This is a genomic window from Actinoplanes octamycinicus (genome assembly GCF_014205225.1).
Lineage (GTDB): Bacteria > Actinomycetota > Actinomycetes > Mycobacteriales > Micromonosporaceae > Actinoplanes > Actinoplanes octamycinicus.
This window is the reverse complement of record NZ_JACHNB010000001.1, coordinates 5643242-5663741: the sequence shown is the minus strand read 5'-3', so window position 1 is coordinate 5663741 and position 20500 is coordinate 5643242. Positions and strand designations below refer to the sequence as shown.

Annotated in this window: 19 protein-coding genes; 11 read left to right on the top strand and 8 right to left on the bottom strand. The window is 72.0% G+C overall.

The window, feature by feature from the left end:
* Nucleotides 1–114: 114 nt before the first annotated feature.
* Together BJY16_RS24795 and BJY16_RS24790 are read right to left on the bottom strand one after the other, a co-directional pair.
* The gene (locus tag BJY16_RS24795) at nt 115–501 is read right to left on the bottom strand and encodes a DUF6086 family protein (RefSeq protein ID WP_185041969.1); all 387 of its coding nucleotides are present in this window, start codon (nt 499–501) and stop codon (nt 115–117) included.
* Nucleotides 502–515: 14 nt separating this feature from the next.
* Nucleotides 516–989 (bottom strand): TFIIB-type zinc ribbon-containing protein, encoded by a 474-nt coding sequence (locus BJY16_RS24790; RefSeq protein WP_185041968.1) that lies wholly within the window; start codon nt 987–989, stop codon nt 516–518.
* Between the two features lie 67 nt (nt 990–1056).
* On the opposite strand from BJY16_RS24790, the gene BJY16_RS24785 reads away from it, so the two are divergent.
* Nucleotides 1057–1740 carry a 2-phosphosulfolactate phosphatase gene (locus BJY16_RS24785; protein ID WP_185041967.1) on the top strand — a complete coding sequence of 228 codons (684 nt, stop codon included), beginning with the start codon at nt 1057–1059 and terminating at the stop codon, nt 1738–1740.
* A 178-nt stretch (nt 1741–1918) separates the two neighbouring features.
* Here BJY16_RS24785 and BJY16_RS24780 read toward each other — a convergent pair whose 3' ends face one another.
* Nucleotides 1919–2512 carry an acyltransferase gene (locus tag BJY16_RS24780; protein WP_185041966.1) on the bottom strand — a complete coding sequence of 198 codons (594 nt, stop codon included), beginning with the start codon at nt 2510–2512 and terminating at the stop codon, nt 1919–1921.
* Between the two features lie 265 nt (nt 2513–2777).
* Between BJY16_RS24780 and BJY16_RS24775 the strand changes: the two genes are divergently transcribed.
* The 6 genes from BJY16_RS24775 (at nt 2778) to BJY16_RS24750 (ending at nt 9832) form a co-directional block, all read left to right on the top strand.
* Complete coding sequence (locus tag BJY16_RS24775) at nt 2778–3836, top strand: Gfo/Idh/MocA family protein (protein WP_185041965.1); 1059 nt, start codon at nt 2778–2780, stop codon at nt 3834–3836.
* Nucleotides 3833–4798 (top strand): NAD-dependent epimerase/dehydratase family protein, encoded by a 966-nt coding sequence (locus BJY16_RS24770; protein WP_203758915.1) that lies wholly within the window; start codon nt 3833–3835, stop codon nt 4796–4798. The genes BJY16_RS24775 and BJY16_RS24770 overlap by 4 nt, the downstream gene beginning before the upstream one ends.
* Entirely contained in the window at nt 4780–5916 is a 1137-nt protein-coding gene (locus BJY16_RS24765; protein ID WP_311775329.1) for a DegT/DnrJ/EryC1/StrS family aminotransferase, read from the top strand. Before BJY16_RS24770 ends, BJY16_RS24765 begins: the two co-directional genes overlap by 19 nt.
* A 72-nt stretch (nt 5917–5988) precedes the next feature.
* Complete coding sequence (locus BJY16_RS24760) at nt 5989–7170, top strand: 4-hydroxybenzoate 3-monooxygenase (RefSeq protein WP_185041964.1); 1182 nt, start codon at nt 5989–5991, stop codon at nt 7168–7170.
* A 47-nt stretch (nt 7171–7217) separates the two neighbouring features.
* The gene (locus tag BJY16_RS24755) at nt 7218–7601 is read left to right on the top strand and encodes an effector-associated constant component EACC1 (protein WP_185041963.1); all 384 of its coding nucleotides are present in this window, start codon (nt 7218–7220) and stop codon (nt 7599–7601) included.
* Nucleotides 7601–9832, top strand: coding sequence for a caspase, EACC1-associated type (locus BJY16_RS24750; RefSeq protein ID WP_185041962.1), 2232 nt, complete (start codon nt 7601–7603; stop codon nt 9830–9832). The genes BJY16_RS24755 and BJY16_RS24750 overlap by 1 nt, the downstream gene beginning before the upstream one ends.
* A 7-nt stretch (nt 9833–9839) precedes the next feature.
* On the opposite strand, the gene BJY16_RS24745 is transcribed toward BJY16_RS24750, so the two are convergent.
* On the bottom strand, nt 9840–11564 hold the full coding sequence (locus tag BJY16_RS24745; RefSeq protein WP_185041961.1) for a class II glutamine amidotransferase domain-containing protein: 1725 nt from the start codon (nt 11562–11564) through the stop codon (nt 9840–9842).
* A gap of 149 nt (nt 11565–11713) precedes the next feature.
* Here BJY16_RS24745 and BJY16_RS24740 point away from each other — a divergent pair, with 149 nt between their 5' ends.
* Entirely contained in the window at nt 11714–12895 is a 1182-nt protein-coding gene (locus tag BJY16_RS24740) for an acyltransferase family protein (protein WP_185041960.1), read from the top strand.
* A 115-nt stretch (nt 12896–13010) separates the two neighbouring features.
* Here BJY16_RS24740 and BJY16_RS24735 read toward each other — a convergent pair whose 3' ends face one another.
* Genes BJY16_RS24735 through BJY16_RS24725 form a run of 3 tightly spaced genes read right to left on the bottom strand, consistent with a single transcriptional unit; the run spans nt 13011 to nt 16356 of the window.
* Nucleotides 13011–14030, bottom strand: a complete 1020-nt coding sequence (locus BJY16_RS24735; RefSeq protein ID WP_185041959.1) for a TolB-like translocation protein — start codon at nt 14028–14030, stop codon at nt 13011–13013.
* Nucleotides 14027–15238, bottom strand: coding sequence for an MFS transporter (locus BJY16_RS24730; protein WP_185041958.1), 1212 nt, complete (start codon nt 15236–15238; stop codon nt 14027–14029). The genes BJY16_RS24735 and BJY16_RS24730 overlap by 4 nt, the downstream gene beginning before the upstream one ends.
* A gap of 8 nt (nt 15239–15246) precedes the next feature.
* Nucleotides 15247–16356, bottom strand: coding sequence for a DegT/DnrJ/EryC1/StrS family aminotransferase (locus BJY16_RS24725; RefSeq protein WP_185041957.1), 1110 nt, complete (start codon nt 16354–16356; stop codon nt 15247–15249).
* Between the two features lie 318 nt (nt 16357–16674).
* On the opposite strand from BJY16_RS24725, the gene BJY16_RS24720 reads away from it, so the two are divergent.
* The 3 genes from BJY16_RS24720 to BJY16_RS24710 are packed head-to-tail and all read left to right on the top strand — an operon-like array spanning nt 16675 to nt 19748.
* A complete protein-coding gene (locus tag BJY16_RS24720; protein ID WP_185041956.1) occupies nt 16675–17610 on the top strand; it encodes a thiamine pyrophosphate-dependent dehydrogenase E1 component subunit alpha in 936 nt (311 codons plus the stop codon).
* Nucleotides 17607–18617 carry an alpha-ketoacid dehydrogenase subunit beta gene (locus tag BJY16_RS24715; RefSeq protein WP_185041955.1) on the top strand — a complete coding sequence of 337 codons (1011 nt, stop codon included), beginning with the start codon at nt 17607–17609 and terminating at the stop codon, nt 18615–18617. Before BJY16_RS24720 ends, BJY16_RS24715 begins: the two co-directional genes overlap by 4 nt.
* Before the next feature lie 12 nt (nt 18618–18629).
* Nucleotides 18630–19748, top strand: coding sequence for a biotin/lipoyl-containing protein (locus tag BJY16_RS24710; RefSeq protein ID WP_185041954.1), 1119 nt, complete (start codon nt 18630–18632; stop codon nt 19746–19748).
* A 67-nt stretch (nt 19749–19815) separates the two neighbouring features.
* On the opposite strand, the gene BJY16_RS24705 is transcribed toward BJY16_RS24710, so the two are convergent.
* On the bottom strand, nt 19816–20460 hold the full coding sequence (locus BJY16_RS24705; protein ID WP_185041953.1) for a response regulator: 645 nt from the start codon (nt 20458–20460) through the stop codon (nt 19816–19818).
* Nucleotides 20461–20500: the final 40 nt, after the last annotated feature.

The following is a 20500-nucleotide window of genomic DNA, read 5'->3' as shown; positions in this document are numbered from 1 at the left end:
CGGAAAGAAGCGGGCGGCGGGCGTGCCGGAAAGAAGCGGGCGGCTGGCGTGCCGGATAGGGACGGGCGGCGGGCGTACCGGGAAGGGGCGGTCCGGTGGGGAGCGGGCCGGGAGTCAGGAGATGTCGTCGAGGTCCTGTTCGATGTCGTCGAAGCCCGGCGGGATCGGGAACGGGGTGCCGGTGGCTCGGGCGTCCAGGAACAGGGCGGTCTGCACGACGCCGATGAGCATGCGGCGCAGCGGGAGGGAACCGCTGCGGGACAGGTAGTCGAAGGTGGCGGCCAGGAAGGCGCGCAGCACCGGCGGGTCGATGTAGACCTCGTCCATGCCGGTGTCGTGGACGCCGCTCGGGAGCTTGAGCATCTCCGCCAGGGCGGCGATCTGGGCGCAGAACATGAAGCTGGTGTTCCAGCTGCGATCCCAGATCTCCGGGCCACGCGACAGAGATCGATACTCCTCCGGCGTCGTGGGCGCGGTGCCCACGTAGAAATACATGCCCATGGCGGAACCCTCCGTCACCGTGACCGGGAGGGATCAGCGTCGAGGCGGGCGCGCAGCCGGGTCAGGGCGGCCAGCAGGTCGGGGCGGTTGCGGGCCGACTTCATCCACGGCGGGAGTTTCTCGATCAGGGACATCGAGCAGCCGCCGCCAGGGCCGCGCTCGCGCAGGGAGGCGGCGACGAACTCGGTCAGCAGGTCCAGGTGGGCGCGGTTGTAGGCCCACAGGCCGTGGCCGCGGACGGTGGTGGTGAGCCACAACGGCCGGCGGAAGAACGGGTCGACGAGCCCGCTCCAGCGGGACGAATCGGTGCGCGACGACCAGGTGCGGGTGTGGCTGCAGGCCGGGCAGACCAGGCGCCGGTCGTGGCCGGACGGGGCGGCGACCACCTGGGCGTGCGCGGCGCAGCGCGGGCAGACCACGTCGATCGGCTGGTGCGCGAGGGCGTACAGCGAATGGTCCGCCGTCGGATCGTGGAAACGGGTGCCCATGGGAGCAGACGGTACCCAGCGGACCTCGGCGGCACGACCGCATTCCGGATCGGCGATGATCGTCAGGATGGACGCTCGTTTCGCCGGCATCGCCGAGATCACCGAGGTTCCGCCGGTCGCCGTGGTGATCGACGTGATGCGCGCCTTCACGGTGACCGCCTGGGCCTTCGACCGCGGGGCGGAGAAGGTGGTGCTCGCCGCCTCGCTGGACGAGGCGCTCGACCTCAAGGCCGGCCATCCGGACTGGGTGACGCTCAAGGACGGCCCGCCGGCGCCCGGATTCGACCTGGTCAACTCGCCGGGGCTGCTGCGGTCGATGGACCTGACCGGGCGGACGGTGGTGCAGAAGACCACCAACGGGACGGTCGGCGTGCACGCGGCCAAGGGGGCGTCGCTGCTGCTGTGCGCGAGTTTCGTGGTGGCCGGGGCGACCGCGGCGGCGCTGCGGGCGCACGGCGACCGGCGGGTGACCTTCGTGGTGACCGGCGGGCGGGGGCGGGCCGAGGAGGATCTGGCCTGCGCGCAGTACATCGCCGAGGTGGCGGCCGGCACCGAGCCGGCACCGGACGGGTTCCTGGCGCGGGCCGCGGGGTCCAAGGCGGCCGCCGATCTGGCGGACGGGGTGCGGAGCGGCTTCCCCGGGATGCATGCCGACGACGTGCCGCTCTGCCTGGAGGCCGACCGGTTCGGGTTCGCCATGGTGGCGGCGGCGGAGGGCCCGCTGATGGTGCTGCGCGCGCACAAGCGCTGATCGTGCGGCGCCCGCAGAAACGCTGATGGTGCTACGTCCGCAATAGATCAGCCCGCCGGCATCGCCGACGGCCGCGGGAGGCAAGCGCGACGACGGCCGCCGGCGCGAGCTGGCGACGACGGGGACGGCGGTCGGCGTACCGGAAGCGGGGTGATCTGAAGCGGACGCGGACCGCGCGTCACGCCTCGGTCAGCACGCCCTCGGCCTCGTGGTACTCGGCGCCGGTCTCCGGACACACCCAGACCCCGCCGTCCTTCGCGGTCAGTGGCCGGCCGGCCCGCCCGACCCAGCCGATCCGGCGCGCCGGCACGCCGACGACCAGGGCGAAATCCGGTACGTCCGTGGTCACCACGGCGCCGGCCGCGACCAGCGCCCACCGGCCCACGGTGACCGGGGCGACGCAGACCGCGCGGGCCCCGATCGCCGCGCCCTCACCGATCGTCACGCCGACCGCGGTCCAGTCGTCACCGGTCTTGAGCCGGCCGTCCGGGGTGACCGCACGCGGGTACTCGTCGTTGGTGAGCACCGCGGCCGGTCCGACGAAGACGCCGTCGCCGAGCCGGGCCGGCTCGTAGACCAGGGCATGGTTCTGCAGCTTGACGTTGTCGCCGATGACCACGCCGGGCCCGACGTAGGCGCCACGGCCGATGGTGCAGTTGCGGCCGAGCCGGGCGTCCTCGCGGATCTGGGCCAGGTGCCAGATCCGGGTGCCGTCGCCGATCTCGGCGCGCGGGTCGAGGTCGGCGGTGGGCGCGACGGTGACGTCGGTCATCGGATCCCTTTCCGGAGAGTCAAGATCCGGGCCAGGGTAGACGGAACGGGGCTCGCGCGATGTCAGCAACACGACGACTTCCTCCGAAGTGACCGTTGGGCGGCCCGCGGGGTGGCCGACAGGCGTACCTCGAACGGCCGAACGGATCGGCTTCGGCTGCGCCCCCGCCGGAAATCCGTCAGCGATCTAGCGCGCCTCCTAAGGGGATCGATAGCTTGCCAAGGGTTTGTGAGTCCGTGCTGACCTGACAAAGATCGGAAGTCTGTTGAACGCGTCCGAGCCGATCGGCATCGCCGTCATCGGGGCCGGGTACTGGGGCCCCAACCTCGTCCGCAACTTCCAGGCCAGCCCGCAGTTCCGGCTGCACTGGCTCTGTGACCTCGACGTCGAGCGGGCCCACCGGGTCCTCGGTGGATACTCCACCGTCCAGGTCACCGCCGACCTCGAGGAGGTCCTGGCCGACCCACAGGTGCAGGCGGTGGCGATCGCCACCCCGGCCGGCACCCACCTGAAGGTGGCGCTGGCCGCGCTGCGCGCCGGCAAGCACGTGCTGGTCGAGAAACCGCTCGCGGCCACCTACGAGGAGGGCCGGCAGCTGGTCGAGGAGGCCGACGAGCGCGGCCTGACCCTGATGTGCGACCACACCTACTGCTACACCCCCGCGGTGCTGCGCATCCGTGAGCTGCTGCACGCCGGCGAGCTGGGTGAGCTGCACTTCCTCGACTCGGTCCGGATCAACCTGGGCCTGGTCCAGCGGGACATCGACGTGCTGTGGGACCTGGCCCCGCACGACCTGTCGATCCTGGACTTCGTGCTGCCGGCGGGGCTCACCCCGGTGGCGGTCGCGGCGCACGGCGCGGACGGGATCGGCGCCGGCCGGGCCTGCGTGGCCTATCTCACGCTGCAGCTGAGCAACGGCGCGATCGCGCACATCCACGTCAACTGGCTGTCCCCGGTGAAGATCCGCACCGCGATCTTCGGCGGTTCCAAGCGGACCCTGGTCTGGGACGACCTGAACCCCAGCCAGCGGCTGGCCATCTACGACCGGGGCGTCGACGTGGCGTCGCCGGACGAGCTCGGCGACGAGCAGCGCCGGGACATCCTGATCTCGTACCGGTCCGGCGACATGGTGGCGCCGGCGCTGACCGAGCGGGAGGCGCTGCGCACCATGGTCGAGGAATACGCCCGGGCGATCACCACGAAGACGCCCGCGCTCACCGACGGCCGCTCCGGGCTGCGGGTGCTGGAGCTGCTCCAGGCGGCGTCCCGTAGCCTCGCCGAGGGCGGCACGATGATCAAGCTCAACGAAGGGCGCATGGCGTGACGGCAGTATCGATCGAGGGCGCGCGCGCCCTGGTCACCGGCGGGGCGGGCACGATCGGTTCGCACGTGGTCGACGAACTCGTCCGGGGCGGGGCCGCGGAGATCGTGGTCCTGGACAACTTCGTCCGCGGCCGGCGGGAGAACCTGGCCTGGGCGCTGGAGAACGGGCCGGTCACGCTGGTCGAGGGCGACATCCGCGACGTGGAGCTGGTGCGGTCGGTGACCGCCGGCAAGGACCTGGTGTTCCACCTGGCCGCGATCCGGATCACGCAGTGCGCCGAGGAGCCGCGGCTGGCCAACGAGGTGCTGGTGGACGGCACGTTCAACGTGATCGAGGCGGCGGCCGAGGCCGGCGTCAAGAAGGTCATCGCGTCCTCGTCGGCGTCGGTCTACGGGCTGGCCGAGGAGTTCCCGACCACCGAGCGGCACCACCCGTACAACAACGACACGTTCTACGGCGCGGCCAAGGCGTTCAACGAGGCCACCCTGCGCAGCTTCAAGGCCATGAAGGACCTGGACTACGTGGCGCTGCGCTACTTCAACGTCTACGGCCCGCGGATGGACATCTACGGCCTCTACACCGAGGTGCTGATCCGCTGGATGGAGCGGATCGAGTCGGGCACTCCCCCGCTGATCCTCGGCGACGGCCTGCAGACGATGGACTTCGTGCACGTGGCCGACATCGCCCGTGCCAACATCCTGGCCGCGCAGGCGGACGTCACCGACGAGGTGTTCAACATCGCCTCCGGCGAGGAGACCAGCCTCAAGGAGCTGGCCGCCGCGCTGTCCACGGTGATGAAGTCGGACCTGGTGCCGGAGCACGGCCCGGCGCGCGCGGTCAACGGCGTCACCCGCCGGCTCGCCGAGACCGAGCACACCGCCCGGACCATCGGCTTCCGCGCCGAGATCGGCCTCAACGAGGGTCTGGAGCAGCTCGTCGACTGGTGGCGGTCGTCCAAGTGATCCCGGTGATGATCCCCATGCTCGGGGAGGAGGAGGCCCAGGCGGCAGCGGACGCGGTCCGTTCCGGCTGGGTCGCCCAGGGCCCGCGGGTCGCGCAGTTCGAGAAGGAGTTCGCGGCCACGGTCGGTGCCGGGCACGGCGTCGCGGTCAGCTCCTGCACGACCGCGCTGCACCTGGCCCTGGTGCTGCACGGCGTGCAGCCGGGTGACGAGGTGATCGTCCCGTCGCTGTCGTTCATCGCGACCGCCAACGCGGTCCGCTATGTCGGCGCGACGCCGGTCTTCGCCGACGTCGACCTGGCCACCGGCAACCTGACGGTGGAGACGATCGACGCGGTCCGCACGCCGCGGACGACAGCGATCATCGCGGTGCACCAGGGCGGCGTGCCGTTCGACACGGTCGGGCTCCGCAAGGCCGCCGAGGGCTGGGGACTGGCGCTCGTCGAGGACGCCGCTTGCGCGGCCGGATCAACCGCTTACGGTACGCCCGCCGGCACCGGCGCGGCGGTCGCTGCCTGGTCGTTCCACCCGCGCAAGGTGCTCACCACCGGCGAGGGCGGCATGGTCACCGTCGACGACGCCGAGGCGGCCGTGCGGCTGCGGCGGCTGCGCGAGCACGGCATGAACGTGTCCGCGGCGGACCGGCACAAGAGCTCGCAGCCGGTGCTCGAGGCGTACTTGGAGACGGCTTACAACTACCGGATGACCGACATCCAGGCGGCGGTCGGCCTGGTCCAGCTCGGCCGGCTGGCCGGGCTGGTGGCGCAGCGCCGGGAGCTGGCGGCCCGGTACCACGAGCTGCTCGCCGGCATCGACGGTGTGGTCCCGGTCCGCGACCCGGCCTACGGCACGACGAACTACCAGTCGTTCTGGGTGCTGCTCACGCCGGACTACCGCACCAGCCGGGACGAGCTGCTCGCCGAGCTGGCGAAGCGCGGCGTCTCGGCGCGGCGCGGCATCATGGCGGCGCACCTGGAGCCGGCCTACGCGGATGTCACTCCGGCGCCGCTGCCGGTCACCGAACGGATCACCCGGGATTCGCTGATCCTGCCGCTGCATCACAAAATCACCGAAGCGGATCAGAATCACATCGTCGGCGTCCTGCGCGACCTCGCGTAAAGCAATTCCTCGGAAAGGCCACCGTCCATTCGGCGGTGGCCTTCCGTCAATGCGTTGATCCACAATGGTCGGATGCCTGACGAGACCACCGTCGCGATCATCGGGGCCGGGCCGGCCGGCCTGACCCTGGCCAATCTGTTGCAGCGTTCCGGCGTCGACTGCGTCGTCCTGGAGGCGCGGGACCGCGCCTACGTCGAGAACCGGCAGCGGGCCGGCATCATCGACCACCACGCCGGGCGGATCTTCGAGGAGTACGGGCTGGCCGACCGGATCGTCGGCGACGGCCCGGTGGAGACCCTGATGGAGATCCGGACCGACGGCGTCCCGCGGTTCCTGGACACTCCGGCGCTGGCCGGCGGCCGGCCCAGCCGGCTCGTCCCGCAGCAGATGCTGGTCCGCCGGCTGATCGCCGCCTTCCTGGACGGCGGCGGTGACCTGCGCTTCGACGCGGCCGACGTGGCCGTGCACGACCTCACCGGGCCGCGCCCGCGGGTCACCTACCGGGGCGGCGAGGTGCACGCCGCCTATCTCGCGGGGTGCGACGGCTTCCACGGGGTGAGCCGGCGCAGCATCCCGGCCGAGGCGCTGCGGACCTACAGCTTCGACCACGGCATCGGCTGGTTCTCGGTGCTGGCCGACGCCCCGCCGCCACGGTATCCACTGATGGGCGTCAGCCGGCACGGGTTCGCCGCCCAGTTCGCGCGCGGGCCGTACGCCAGCCGCTTCTACCTGCAGTACCAGCCGGGCGAGGACCCGCGGCAGTGGACCGACGAGCACACCTGGGCGCAGCTGCGGCTCCGGCTCGGCGACCCGGACCTGGTTGCCGGGCCGATCACCGGCCGGGAGGTGGTCGACATGCGCAGCTTCGTCGCTGAGCCGATGGACCACGGCCGGCTGTTCCTGGTCGGCGACGCCGCGCACATCATCACGCCGATGGGCGCCAAGGGGATGAACCTGGCGCTCACCGACGCGTCCGTGCTGGCCCGCGCGCTGACCGCGGCCGTGCACCAGGGCGACGAGACCGGCCTGCGCGAGTACTCCGCGGTCTGCCTGCGCCGCACCTGGGACTACCAGGAGTTCTCCCGGTGGTACGCGGAGATGGTGCACGAGGCCGGCGACGAGTCCCAGCCGTTCCGCCGGAGGCTGGCGCTGGCCCGGCTGGACCGGCTGTTCACCAGCCCGGCCGCGGCCACCGCTTTCGCCGACCTGATGGCCGGCACCGACCCCGGGCAGCCGGACGGTCGCGCCGACTGACCGAGCGGAGGTACTACCACCCGTCGCGGCGCGACTACTCTCGCGCCATGCGGGTTCTGCTGGTCGTCCAGACCGATCCCGAGAGCGACGAGTCCGAGGCGGACCGGGTCGTCCGGCGCCTGCGGTCCGAGCTGGACGATCTCGACGTCGACGCGGTCCGCCCGATGCCGGACGGCGCGGTGCCGGCCGGGGCCAAGGGCGCCGACCCGGTCACCGTCGGGGCGTTGCTGGTCGCGCTGAGCGCCTCCGGCGGGGTGTTCACCACGCTGGTCGGGACGCTCGGGGCGTGGCTGGACCGGCAGTCCGGCCGGCACCGGATCACGGTGACCGTCGGTGGTGACTCGATCGAGCTGGAACGGGCCACCGCCGCCGAGCAGAAAGCGCTGATCGACGCGTTCGTGCGACGGCATTCGGGTGAGCGGGCGGACTGATGGGCCGCCGGCTGGCGCTGCTGGTCGCCGCGTACGACTACGCGGACGAGGGACTGCGCCGGCTGACCGCTCCGGGGCACGACGCCGAGGCGCTCGGGGCGGTGCTGCGCGACCCGGCCATCGCCGGGTTCGAGGTGACCACCCTGATCAACGAGCCGCATCACCGGGTCGGCGCGGCGATCGGCGAGCTGTGCCGGGACCGCCGCCGCGACGACCTGACGCTGCTCTACTTCACCGGGCACGGGCTCAAGGACGACGAGGGGCGGCTCTACCTGGCGACCAGCGACACCCGCCGGGACTCGCTGCTGTTCAGCGCGATCTCGGCGGAGCAGATCGATCGGGCCCTGGAGGGTTGCGCGTCGCGCCGCAAGGTGCTGATCCTGGACTGCTGCTACAGCGGGGCGTTCCCGGCCGGGCGGCTGGCCAAGGCGGACGAGGGGGTGCACACCCTGGAGCGGTTCCAGGGGCGGGGGCGGACGGTGCTGACCGCCTCGGACGCCACGCAGTACTCGTTCGAGGGGGATCGGACGAGCGGGGCGGCGGCACGGTCGGTGTTCACCCGCTACCTCGTCGAGGGGCTCCGGGACGGCAGCGCCGACCTGGACGGGGACGGCGACATCACGCTCGACGAGCTGTACTCCTACGTGCACGACCGGGTGGTGGCGGAGATGCCGCAGCAGCGCCCGAAGAAGCAGGACGACGTCGAGGGGCGGATCGTCATCGCGCGCAACGTCGGGTGGACGCTGCCCGACTACCTGCGGCACGCGATCGACAGCCCGATCGCCGCCGATCGGCTGGCGGTGATCGACCAGCTGGCGCGGCTGTACCGGGTGGGGAACTCGACGGTGCGGGGTCGCGTACGGGAAGAGATCGAACGTCTCGCGCAGGATGACAGCAGGCGGGTCTCGGCGGCGGCCACGGAGTGGTTGCAGGCGCTGAACCCGGCGCCCGCCGAACCGCAGCCCGCTCCGGCAGCCGAGACCGGGCCGAGCCCGCCAGTGGCGCCGGCCGAACCCGCCCCGCCCCCACCGTTGGCCCGGACCGGGCCCACACCGAACCCGCCGGCCACAGCAGGATCCGATCCGGACACGCCGGAACCACCCGCCGAGACGCCGATCCCCTGGTGGCGCCGGCTCGGGCTGGTCGCCGCGGGCGCAGCCGTCCTGGTGGCTGCCACGGTGCTCCTGATCGTGCACCTCGCCCGGCAGGACGGCAACGGATCGTCCTCCAGCGGCGGGTCCCTGCCCTACAACCTCACCGCACCCGGACTCGCCATCAGTCCTGACGGCCGGTGGCTCTACGTCACCATCAACCGTCAGGCTTCCGGCTCCGGTCCGGCGCCGCTCGGGAAGCTGGTGTCGATCGAGACCCGGACGCGCAAGGTCAGCGGCACCATGGATGTCACGCCGGGAGTGGGCGACGCCGTGCTCAGCGCCGACGGCAAGCATCTGTACGCGGTCTCCTACCTGCAAAGCGGGGTCGCGACGATCTTCCAGCTCGGCGCGCACCCGAAGGACATCTCCGGATTCGACCTACCGGGGGCCCCTGGCGACCGCACCGGGAACCGCAGCATCGCGCTGGCCCCGGACGGCAAGCACCTGTTCGTCTCCGACGACAGCGGCAGCAGACTCTGGTCGGCCGAGATCGGCAAGGATCTCGTTAACCCGCCGGTCAGCACGCTCACCGTGCCCCTGGCAGTCCGGGTGTTCGTGCCCAGCCCGGACGGGAAGTACCTCTACCTGGCCGGCGGCCCACCCGCCGCCGGCGCCCGGTTCGACCTCGGCGCCAGCACACCGGATCCGTCCTTCACCGTCGGCGCCGGCCCGCGTGACCTGGTGATCAGCCGCGACGGCAAGCATGTCTACCTGGCCGCCTACGGCGCCGACCGGATCGACGTGGGGAACACCGATCAACCTGGTGTCGCCCGCAGCTTCAGCCCCGGCTGCGGCACCCGCCCTCAGGCTCTGGCCATCAGCGCCGACGGCACGCGCCTCTACGTCGGGTGCGAGTCGTCCAACGTCGTGGCGATCCACGACGCCGCCTCCGGCGAGCGGATCGGTCAGCCGATCGTCGTGGGGCCGCGCCCGTCCTCGATGGTGCTCAGCCCGGACGGCACCCGCCTTTACGTCAGCACGATCGACGGCTACGACATCAGGATCGCGGTGATCGACACGACGAAGGGCACGGCCATCGACGCCGGGATCGACGCCGGGTCCTGGTACGTCAGCTGACGCGATCTCACCGGACGCCGCCGATCACCAGCAGGTTGATCAGGAAGGCGACGGTGGCCGGCTCCGGCGTGGCGCGACCGGCGAGCACGTCGTCCAGCCAGGCGTCGCGGACCAGGCCGGTGGCGCGCAGCGGGGCGACCACCTCCGGCTCGGCCCGCCAGTGCGCCACCACCAGGGCGGCGGTCTCCGCGGCGCCGAGCTGGGGACGACCCTGACCGCGGAGTTTCTGCCGGATCTTGCGGGCCGCCTTCTGCGCGGTCACCCGGTAGGCCGCGGTCCGCGCGGCCAGGCCCGGCCGGCCGAGCCGGTTCGGGATCAGACCGGAATCCAGCGGTACGGCGGCCAGCTCCGGGTCGAGCAGGCTGATCAGCCGGCCGGTGAGCAGCCCGCCCCGTTTCTCCTCCGGCTTGACCGCGTGGGCCAGCTGGATGAACCGCCGGTCGAACATCGGGTTGATGAAGTGCCGGTTGGCCGCGGCCACCGAGCCGTGCGCGCCGGACCAGCGCTGCATCCGCTGGTAGAGGTAGAAGTGGTCGGTGGCGGCCAGCCAGTCGCCCGGGTAGCCGTCGAACGACTCGGTGATCAGCTCCAGCGCGGCGGCCCGGGCGGACGCGGCGAACTCCGGCGCGAGCGCCTCGGTCTGGACCGCCTCGTTGGCGTAGAGCCGCCAGGTGGCCAGTTTCTCGATCAGCCGCGGCCCGGTGGTGGCGCCGCTGGGCTGCCCGAAGTAGTAGAACCCGCGGCAGGTCTCGCCGCCCAGCCCGGAGAGCCGGTGCCCCTGCTCCAGCTGCGCCTCGGCGCGCAGCAGCGGGGCCAGCGCCAGCGGGCTGGCCATGCAGTCCAGGTCGCGGGCGGCCCGGACGGCCAGGTCGTGCGCCTCGGCCGGGGTGACCCGCGGGCCGTCGTCCATCCAGTGCACGTGCAGCTTCATGCCGGTCATCGCGGCGAGCCGGTTGGCGAACCGGGAGTCGGTGCCGCCGTGCACGTCCAGGGTCAGCGCGGCGAGGCCCTGGCGCGCCGCCGGGCGGATCGCGGCGAGCAGCACCCGGGTGTCCTGGCCGCCGGTCAGCTGCAGCACCGACTCCGGGTGGTCACGCAGGTAGGCCTCGTGGAAGTCGATCATCAGCTCGGCCTGCTCGGCGGCGGCCTCCTCGACGCCGGGCGCCGGGCCGTCCACGGCGAGCGACTCCTCGACGTAGCGGTGCAGGGTGACCCGCCCGTCCTCGAGGATCGCCAGGCAGCCGGCCGGCACCTTGTGCACGCCGGCGAAGACCGTGCGCAGGCCGACCTGCCAGCCGACCAGGCTCTGCACCGAGAGGGCTTGCCGGTCCGGGTCGGCGCCGGCCAGCGCGGCCAGGGCGAGCGCGCTGGTGGCGACCGCGGCGACGCCGTCGCCCTGCCACCAGAAGAGCTGCTGGAACCCGAGCCAGTCGGTGGCCGCGACCACCGTCGAGCCGTCGCAGTGCGCGGCCGCGAACGGCGGGACCAGCGCGGCCAGCAGCGAGCCGTCCACCTTGGCCCCCTCGCGCAGCAGCACGCCGAGCGCCTCGGTGGAGACGTCACCGCCGCGGGTGCGGGCGGCCTTGCCGATCGGAACGGTGAAGGCGCCACTCACCGGCTCGTCGGTGGCGACCCACCCGGTGGCCGTGCGGGAGATGACCGGATCGCCGGACAGATGCGCCAGAATGTCGGCCCGCGGGGCCGCCCCGGAAACTGCGAGGAACGACCTCACCGCTCAATTCCAATCATACGGTTACCCTAGTCTCCACCGGGGACCGAAGAAAGCGCGGCCGGACCGGCGAAAAGCGACATTAGCCGCGCATTTCTGTCATTCTCCCGACCTGCTGGAAATACGTTCTCGGCGCGTGGTTCACTACGGAGATGCTGGCTCGGATCTGGTCCCGGCGAACCGTCGACTCGGCCTTCTCCACTCCGGACAACAGTTTCGGTTTCCTTCGCCTGTTGTTCGCCTTCGCCGTCCTCGTCTCGCACTCGCTGCCGCTGGGTTTCGGCGAGGAGGATCCGGGTGGCGGGATCACCCACGGGCAGACCGCGCTCGGCGAGATCGGCATCCTGGGCTTCTTCACCATCTCCGGCTTCCTGATCACCCGCAGCGCCACCCGGGTCCCGCTCCCCCGCTACCTGTGGCACCGCGGCCTGCGGATCCTGCCCGGCCTGTGGGTGTGCCTGATCGTCACGGCGTTCGTCTTCGCCCCGGTGATCGCGCTGATCGAGCGGGGCAGCCTGGCCGGCGTCTTCAGCGAGCCGGGCGGCCCGTTCGGCTACGTGCTGAACAACGCCGCCGTCGCCGTCCGGCAGTACGGCATCTCCGGCCTGCTGATCGACACGCCGTACGGGCGGCTCACCGGCAACTCGGTCTTCGACGGTTCCCTGTGGAGCCTGATGTACGAGGTGCTCTGCTACTTCATGGTCGCCGCGCTGGCCGTGGCGGGTGTCTTCCGCCGGGCCCGCTGGCTGGTGATCCTGCTGACCACCGCCCTGTTCGCGGTGATCGTCCGGGATTTCCTGACCGCCGAGCGGATCCCCGGCCCGCAGGGCGAGCACGGTCCGTTCCTCGGCATCGGCGGCCTCGACTCGTACTCGTTGATCTATCTGACCTACGTGTTCCTGCTCGGCGCCCTGGTCGAGCTCTACCGCCGGCGGATCGTGCTGAACGACGCCGGCGCCCTGCTGGCCGTCCTGGTCCTGGTCAACACGCTGCAGTTCGGCGGCTTCGACGTCTTCGGCTACCCGGCCTTCGCCTACCTGGTGCTGTGGCTCGCGGTCCGGCTGCCCCGGCCGTTCCAGCGGATCGGTGTCCGCCGCGACTACTCCTACGGCTTCTACATCTACGCCTTCCCGGTCCAGCAGCTGCTCGCCCTGGTCGGCGTCCCGAAGTGGGGTCTGCTGCCGTACATCGCGGTCGCGACCGTCGGCACCCTCGCCCTGGCCATCCCGTCCTGGCACTTCGTGGAACGCCCGGCGATGTCCTACAAGCACTGGACGCCCAGGGTCCGTCCTGCCGATCACGCGAGTGCGAGGCGAGGTCCAGGTGGGGGCTGACGTCGGGTGCGGCAAGGTCGCATACCGGGTTTGTATGTGGCCTTGCCGCACCCGCCGGCAGGCGCCACCTGGGCCACGCCGCAGCCCCGCGTGATCGGCAGGACGGACCCTGATGTCAGCGGACCACCGCCGGGGACCAGGCGTCCGGGATGAACAGTCGCGGGGTGCCGGTGCCGTCCGCCGAGGCCGCCCACACGTCGCTGGCCGACGGGCCGGTGCCGGAGCGCGGCAACCCGTAAAGCACCTGCGCGTCGTCGAGCCACTCGATCTGGTCGTCGACGCTGTGCTGCTCGGTGAGCAGCGTGGTCTTGCCGGCGGCCAGGTCGTAGACGGCGATCGCCCACTGCCCCTCGGGCTTGCCGTTGCGGGTCTTGAAAGCCAGCCGGGCGCCGTCCGGCGACAGCGACGGGCACTCGGCGTCCTCCCGCAGCGCGACCAGCTCGCGGCCGGTCAGGCTGCCCTTGACCAGCCAGGTCTTCGTCCCGGACGCGGCGGTGGCGTAGAACGTGTCGCCGTCGCGGGCGAACGTGACACCCCACAGGTTGCGATCCTTGGCGGTGTTCCGCCGGCCGTCGACGATCAGCCGGAAGTCGGTCTCCAGGTTCAGGCTGGGGCCGCCGCGCAGCGAACTGATCCGCGTCTCGGTGGAGAAGTCACCGGGCGACGAGTAGGCGTGCCCGGAGACGAAGGTGGTGGTCGCCGCCCACGCCCCGTCCGGGGAGAGCCGGGTCCGGCTGGGCACCCCGGCCAGCGGCAGCTCCCGGCGGATCGCCCAGTTCGCGTCGAGCACCTCGGCCTGGTAGGTGGTCACGAAGCTCGGCTTGGAGTAGAGGCAGACCGCCGCGTCGCGGTGCGCGTAGACCCGGTCGCAGGCCACCCGGGTGAACGCCCGGGGGCCGGCCGGATCGCGCAGCGACACCATCGCCACCTTGCCGTACTCGTCGCCGATCGCGGTGCTGCGGAAGACGATGTGCGGCGCCGCGGTCACCGTGGCCAGGTCGGCCACCGGCACCGGCGGCGCCGAGGCCACCTGCTCGGCCCGCGTCTCGCGCACGTCGACGATGTAGAGCACCGTGCCGGCCACCGCCAGCACGAGGACGGCGGCGAACGCCGCCAGTTTGGTTCGCAGACTCACCTGTCGATGCCTTTCAGCAGCCAGGAGGCCGCTCCGATCCCGGCCATGAGGAAACCAGCGGCGAACAGGAGCGCCGGGGACGGGCCCAGTGCCTCCCACAGTCCGGCGAAGGCCAGCGACACCGCGAAGCGGGCCAGCACCACCACGGTCTGCGCGGCGGCGATCCCGCTGCCCCGGGCGTCGGCCGACACCCGGCGGCTGATCAGCGCGGGCAGCACCCCGTCGGTGGCCGCGTAGTAGGCGCCGAGCAGGCCGAGCGCGACCAGGGTGGCGATCAGCCCGCCGTCCGAGCCGCCGGCCACCAGGTAGGTCAGCAGCAGCGCGACGTGCCCGCCGAGGAACACCCGCGCCCGGCCGACCCGGTCGGCGAGCCGGCCGAACGGGATCGCCAGGGACAGGTAGACGAGGTTGGTGCCGACGTACATCAGCGGGAACCAGCGGGCCGCGAAGTCGCCGCTGTCCTGCAGGGACAGGTAGAGGAACCCGTCGCTGACGGTGCACAGGCCGAGCAGGCCGGCGGCCAGCAGCGGCTTGCGCAGCCGCGGGCTGGCCAGCTCGGCGACCATCCGGCGCACCGGCAGGCCCTTACCGGAGGTGCGCAGGTCGGGTACGAACAGCACCAGCATCGCGACGCCGAGCAGGGCGAACGCGAACGACGCGACGAACACCGCGCTGTAGCCGGCCGGCACGAGCAGCAGCAGCCCGAAGGCGACCAGCGGGCCGAGCGCCGCGCCGATCGTGTCCAGGGTCCGGTGCACGCCGAACGCCCGGCCCAGCATGGACGGCTCGGAGGCGTCGGCGATCAGCGCGTCGCGCGGCGCGGTCCGGAAGCCCTTGCCGAGCCGGTCGGCGGTGATCACCGCGGTGATCGCGGCGAAGCTGTGCGCCGGGACCAGCGCGATCCGGCTCAGCGCGGAGATCCCGTAGCCGAAGACGGCCACCCACTTCGGCCGGTTGGTCCGGTCGTTCAGGTAGCCGCCGAAGATCCGGACCAGGGCGCTGACCCCCTGGTACAGACCGTCGACCACACCGTAGGCGAGCAGGCTCAGGCCCAGCTCGGCGGTCATGTAGAGCGGCAGGACGGCGGCCACCATCTCCGACGAGATGTCGGTGAGCAGGCTGACCACTCCGAGCAGCACCACGGTGGTCGCTACACGGGAACCGGCCGCCTTCTCGCCGGCGGGCCGGTCCCGAATAGAGAGGTACACGGTGTTACCTAACCCTCCAGCGCGGTCGCGAGGGCGGCCACGGTCTTCTCCTGCTGGTCCACGGTGATCTGCGGGTAGAGCGGCAGCGAGAGGATCTCGCCGGCCGCCTTCTCGGCGTGCGGGAAGCTGCCGGCCGGGTACTTCGGGTCGGCGAAGGCCGGGGTCAGGTGCAGAGGGTACGGGTAGTGGATGCCCGCGCCCACACCGGACTCGTGCAGCCTGGCCAGCACGGCGTCACGCCGCTGCGGGCCACCCGGGATCCGGACCACGTAGAGGTGCCAGACGTGCTCGTTGCCGTCCAGGGTGGCCGGGCGGACCACGTCCAGGTCGGCGAGCAGCTCGTGGTAGCGGTCGGCGGCGGCCCGGCGCAGCTTGTTCCACGCGCCCAGCCGGGCCAGCTTCGCCCGCAGCACGACGGCCTGGAGCGCGTCGAGGCGGCTGTTCACGCCGACCACCTCGTGAATGTACTTCTGCAGGCCGCCGTGACTGCCCAGCGTGCGTACGAAAGTCGCTTGATCGTGATCGGGGGTGAGCACCGCCCCGGCGTCACCGTAGGCGCCCAGGTTCTTGCCCGGGTAGAAGCTGGTGGCGGCGATGCCGTCGGCGCCGGCGCCGCGACCGTGCCGCAGCGCCCCCTGGGACTGGGCGGCGTCCTCGACCACCGCGACGCCGCTGCCGGCCAGCTCGGCGCGCAGCCGCGGCGCGTCGGCCAGCTGGCCGTAGAGGTGCACCGGGACGACCGCCTTGGTCCTCGGGCCGACCGCGGCGAGCATCTTGTCGACGTCGACCAGGTAGGTCTCCGGGTCCATGTCGGCCATCACCACGCGGGCGCCGATCCGGGCGACCGGCTCCGCGGTGCCGACGAACGTGTTGGCCGGCACGACGACCTCGTCACCCGGGCCGACACCGGCCGCGCGCAGGGCCAGCTCGACCGCGTCGGTGCCGTTGGCCACACCGACGCAGTGGGCCGCGCCGGAGAAGTCGGCGAACTCACGCTCGAACGCCGCCACCTCGCCGCCGCCGATGAACCCGGTGGTGGCGAGCACCCGCTTGAATCCGGCGTCCACCTCCTCGGCGACCTCGGCGTGGGCAGCTTGCAGATCGACGAGCGGAATCATGGTGAATGCACTCCCGGGGTCCGTTTCGAGTGGTCGGACGGTACCGCCGCGGGGGTGGTCCCGGCAGCACTGTGACGGCTTTCCGGCAACCCCGATTACGTCACGGTACGTCGTGATCGACTCGACTACTGTAGTCACCGCCGTACGCGGGCCGGTCCCATCCGTTGGGTGGGGAGCGCCGACCGTTCGGCTCAAATTAGACGATCCCCGGCGCATCGACGATGGCTGAAGGTGTCTCCATCGGACCACCTCCCGTCGGTATCGTCGGCGCGATGGGATCACCCGCCCCGCGGGGCGGCCAGGGGGAGGCACATTTTGATGTCGACGGCGCTCGCGCCGGCGCAGGACGGGACCGACGAGCGGCTCACCGGGATCCCCGGCGAGCCGCTCGCCCACCGGCGGTACCGGCGCATGCGGTTCATCCGGCGATTCGAAGAGACGCTGTTGCAGCTGTTCGAGGAGGGTGCGCTCAACGGGACCACGCACGCCTGCATCGGCCAGGAGGCCGACGCGGTCGCGGTCACCGAGCACCTCGTCGAGGGTGACCACATCTTCAGCAACCACCGGTGTCACGGCCACTACCTGGCGCACTCCGGCGACGCCCTGGGCCTGATGGCCGAGATCATGGGCAAGGAGGCCGGCGTCTGCCGCGGGCTCGGCGGCAGCCAGCACATCTGCGCGCCCGGCTTCAAGTCCAACGGCGTGCAGGGCGGCATCGTGCCGAACGCGGCCGGGATCGCCCTCGCGAATCAACTCTCCGGTAACGACGCGGTCAGCGTGGTGTTCATCGGGGACGGCACGCTCGGCGAGGGCGTGGTCTACGAGACGCTGAACATGGCCGCGCTGTGGAAGCTGCCGCTGCTGGTGGTCTGCGAGGACAACCGGTGGGCGCAGAGCACCCCGATCGCGGCCAACCTGGCCGGCGACATGGCGTCCCGGTTCGCCGCGTTCGGCGTGCCGGTGCGCGAGGTGGACAGCACCGACGTGGAGGAGCTGAGCGGGATCGCCGGCGAGGAGGTGGCGGCGGTGCGGTCCGGGGCCGGGCCACGGGTGCTGCTGATCCACACGTACCGGCTGTGCCACCACTCCAAGAGCGACGACGAGCGGCCGGAGCAGGAGATCGCCGAGCGCTGGCTGGTCGAGCCGCTGCTGGTGCACGGGCGCCGGCTGGACGAGAGCGACCGGAAACGGATCGAGGACGAGGTGGAGACCGCGCTGAGCGAGGTCGTGGCGACGGCGAGGGCAAGCGCGTGATCTTCGCGAAGGAGCTGGGTGACACGCTGCGCGGGGCGCTCGGCGACGACGAGCGGGTGGTGTTGCTCGGGGAGGACATCGCCGATCCGTACGGTGGCGCCTTCAAGGTCACCCGCGGCCTCTCCACGGCCTTCCCGCAGCGGGTGCGGACCACCCCGATCAGCGAGGGCGCGATCGCCGGCATCTCGGCCGGCCTGGCGCTGGCCGGTTACCGGCCGATCGCCGAGGTGATGTTCGGCGACTTCCTGACGCTGATGTTCGACCAGGTCGTCAACCACATCGCCAAATACCAGAAGATGTACGCCGAGCAGGCCACCTGCCCGGTGATCATCCGCGCGGCCACCGGCGGGCACCGCGGCTACGGGCCCACCCACAGCCAGAGCCTGGAGAAACACTTCCTCGGCGTCCCGCACCTGCGGGTGGTCGCCGCCTCGCTCTACCACGACCCGCGGGTGGTCTTCGCCGACTTCCTCGGCCGGGACGAGCCGGTGCTCTACGTGGAGCACAAGCTGCTCTACCCGCAGCACCTGACGCCGCCGGTCGGCGGCCGGGTCGGCGACCTGATCGCGACCAGCGACAACGCGCCGGGCATGCTGCCGACGGTCCGGCTCTCCGCGGTGCCGGCCGAGGACTGCACGGTCACCGTGCTGGCCTACGGCTACCAGGCGATGCTGGCCGCCCAGGTGATCGAGCGGCTCGCCATCGAGGAGGAGATCTTCGCCGAGCTGGTGGTGCCGGCCCAGATCGCGCCGATGGACTGGGCGCCGGTCGAGCGGTCGGTGGCGGTCACCGGCCGGCTGGTCACCGTCGAGGAGGGCGCCGACGGCTGGTCCTGGGGCTCCGAGGCGGCGTCGGTGATCTCCCGGCGGCTCTTCGGCAAACTCCGGCAGCCGGTCGACGTGGTGGCCAGCGAGCCCACCATCATCCCGTCGTCGAAGCCCAAGGAAGCCGACGTGCTGGTCGGCAGCGCCCGGATCGAGGCGGCCGTGCGCGCCGCCGCCCGTTAGAGGAGAGTCGCGTTGAATCCGGTCCTGGTTCCCACCAACGACGTCAACAGCGAGCACGGCATCCTGGTGATGTGGTTCGCCGACGACGGCGCCCAGGTGGAGAAGGATGAGCTGCTCGCCGAGGTGGAGACGAGCAAGGCGGTCCTCGAGGTGGTCGCGCCGGTCGCCGGGGTGCTGCTGCACCAGGCCGGCAAGGGCGCTGAGGTGCCGCTCAAGCAGCCGATCGCGATGCTGTTCGACGACCTCGCGGCGCGCGACGCCTATCTGGCCTCCTCCCTCCGGGAGGCGGCCGAGCGGCCGGCGGAGGGCCCGCGCGCCACGGTGAAGGCCGTGCAGCGCGCCGCCGAGCTGGGCGTCGACCTGGCGTCGCTCGGCCTGGACCGGCTGATCACGGTGAAGGACGTGGAGGCGGCGGCCTCGGTCTCGGTGGCTGCCCCGGCGCCCGCCGACCTGCCCGCCCCGCTGGCCGGCGCGCCCGGCCGGCAGCGGATCCTGATCATCGGGGCGGCGCTCGGCGCCACCCAGGTGCTGGACATCCTGGCCGGCAGCACCACCCAGCAGGCGGTCGCGATCGTCGACGACGACACGTCGCGGTGGGGCGCCGAGGTGCACGGGGTGCCGGTCGTCGGCGGCAGCGGCCGGCTCACCGAGCTGTTCGCGGCCGGGGTCTTCGACGCGGCGATCATCGCGATCGGCAAGTCGCCGGCGGTCCGCGCCAAGTTCCGCGGCGTCTGTGAGCAGGCCGGCATCCCGCTCGCCAACGCGATCGACCCGACCGCGAAGATCGCCACCGACACCCAGCTCGGGCAGGGCAACATCATCTGCGCGTTCTGCCATGTGGCGACCGGGGTGAAGGTGGGCGACAACAACTTCTTCTCCGCCTACAACTCGTTCGACCACCACAGCGTGATCGGCGACGACAACGCCACCGGCCCGTCGGTCTACACCTCGGGCAAGGTCACCATCGGCAACCGCACCCGCTTCGGCACCGGCATCGTCATCGAGCCCGACGTGGTCATCGGCGACGACGTGGCGGTCGCCTCGGGCGCGGTCCTGACCGCCTCGGTCCCCGCCGAACACGTGGTCAAAACGAAGATCGTCACAACGACGGTCGTCCCGCTGCGCCGCTGACCGTTTCCCGGGCCGCGGTTCCCGCCGCGGCCCGGACCAGGGCTGTCACGTCCGCCCCGAGCGGTCGCTAGGCGCGGAGGTATTGCAGGACCGCCAGGACGCGGCGGTGGTCGTTGGCCGAGGCGGGCAGGCCGAGCTTGGTGAAGATGCTGGTGATGTGCTTCTCCACCGAGCCGTAGGCGAGCACCAGGTCCTCGGCGATCGCGGTGTTCGAGCGGCCCTCGGCCATCAGCGCCAGCACCTCCCGCTCCCGGGGAGTCAGCACGGCCAGGTCGGCGGACTGCCGGCTGCCGGCGAACATCTGGGTGACCACGTCCGGGTCGAGCACGGTGGCGCCGCCGGCCACCCGGGTCAGCGCGTCGATGAAGTCGCTGACGTCGGCGACCCGGTCCTTCAGCAGGTACCCGACCTTCTGCGCGCCGCCGGCCAGCAGGTCGGCGGCATAGCGGGTCTCGATGTACTGGGAGAAGACCAGCACCCCGGTCCCCGGGTGCTCCCGGCGGATGGTGATGGCCGCGCGCAGCCCCTCGTCGGTGTGCGTCGGCGGCATCCGGATGTCCGCGATCGCCACGTCCGGCCGGTGCTCGGCGACCGCGGTCAGCAGGTCGGCGGCGTTCCCCACCGCGGCCGGGACCTGGTGGCCCCGGCTGGTCAGGATGTGGGTCAGGCCGTCGCGCAGCACCGCGGCGTCCTCGGCGATCACGATCCGCACGGCAACTCCACGCTCCCCGGGACAGGCCCACCAGGACCGG

What these genes read in the sequence shown, in the direction of transcription:
- BJY16_RS24795 (WP_185041969.1), bottom strand. Translation starts at nt 501, where the DNA reads ATGGGCATGTATTTCTACGTGGGCACCGCGCCCACGACGCCGGAGGAG.
- BJY16_RS24790 (WP_185041968.1), bottom strand. Translation starts at nt 989, where the DNA reads ATGGGCACCCGTTTCCACGATCCGACGGCGGACCATTCGCTGTACGCC.
- BJY16_RS24785 (WP_185041967.1), top strand. Translation starts at nt 1,057, where the DNA reads ATGGACGCTCGTTTCGCCGGCATCGCCGAGATCACCGAGGTTCCGCCG.
- BJY16_RS24780 (WP_185041966.1), bottom strand. Translation starts at nt 2,512, where the DNA reads ATGACCGACGTCACCGTCGCGCCCACCGCCGACCTCGACCCGCGCGCC.
- BJY16_RS24760 (WP_185041964.1), top strand. Translation starts at nt 5,989, where the DNA reads ATGCCTGACGAGACCACCGTCGCGATCATCGGGGCCGGGCCGGCCGGC.
- BJY16_RS24755 (WP_185041963.1), top strand. Translation starts at nt 7,218, where the DNA reads ATGCGGGTTCTGCTGGTCGTCCAGACCGATCCCGAGAGCGACGAGTCC.
- BJY16_RS24750 (WP_185041962.1), top strand. Translation starts at nt 7,601, where the DNA reads ATGGGCCGCCGGCTGGCGCTGCTGGTCGCCGCGTACGACTACGCGGAC.
- BJY16_RS24740 (WP_185041960.1), top strand. Translation starts at nt 11,714, where the DNA reads ATGCTGGCTCGGATCTGGTCCCGGCGAACCGTCGACTCGGCCTTCTCC.
- BJY16_RS24725 (WP_185041957.1), bottom strand. Translation starts at nt 16,356, where the DNA reads ATGATTCCGCTCGTCGATCTGCAAGCTGCCCACGCCGAGGTCGCCGAG.
- BJY16_RS24720 (WP_185041956.1), top strand. Translation starts at nt 16,675, where the DNA reads ATGTCGACGGCGCTCGCGCCGGCGCAGGACGGGACCGACGAGCGGCTC.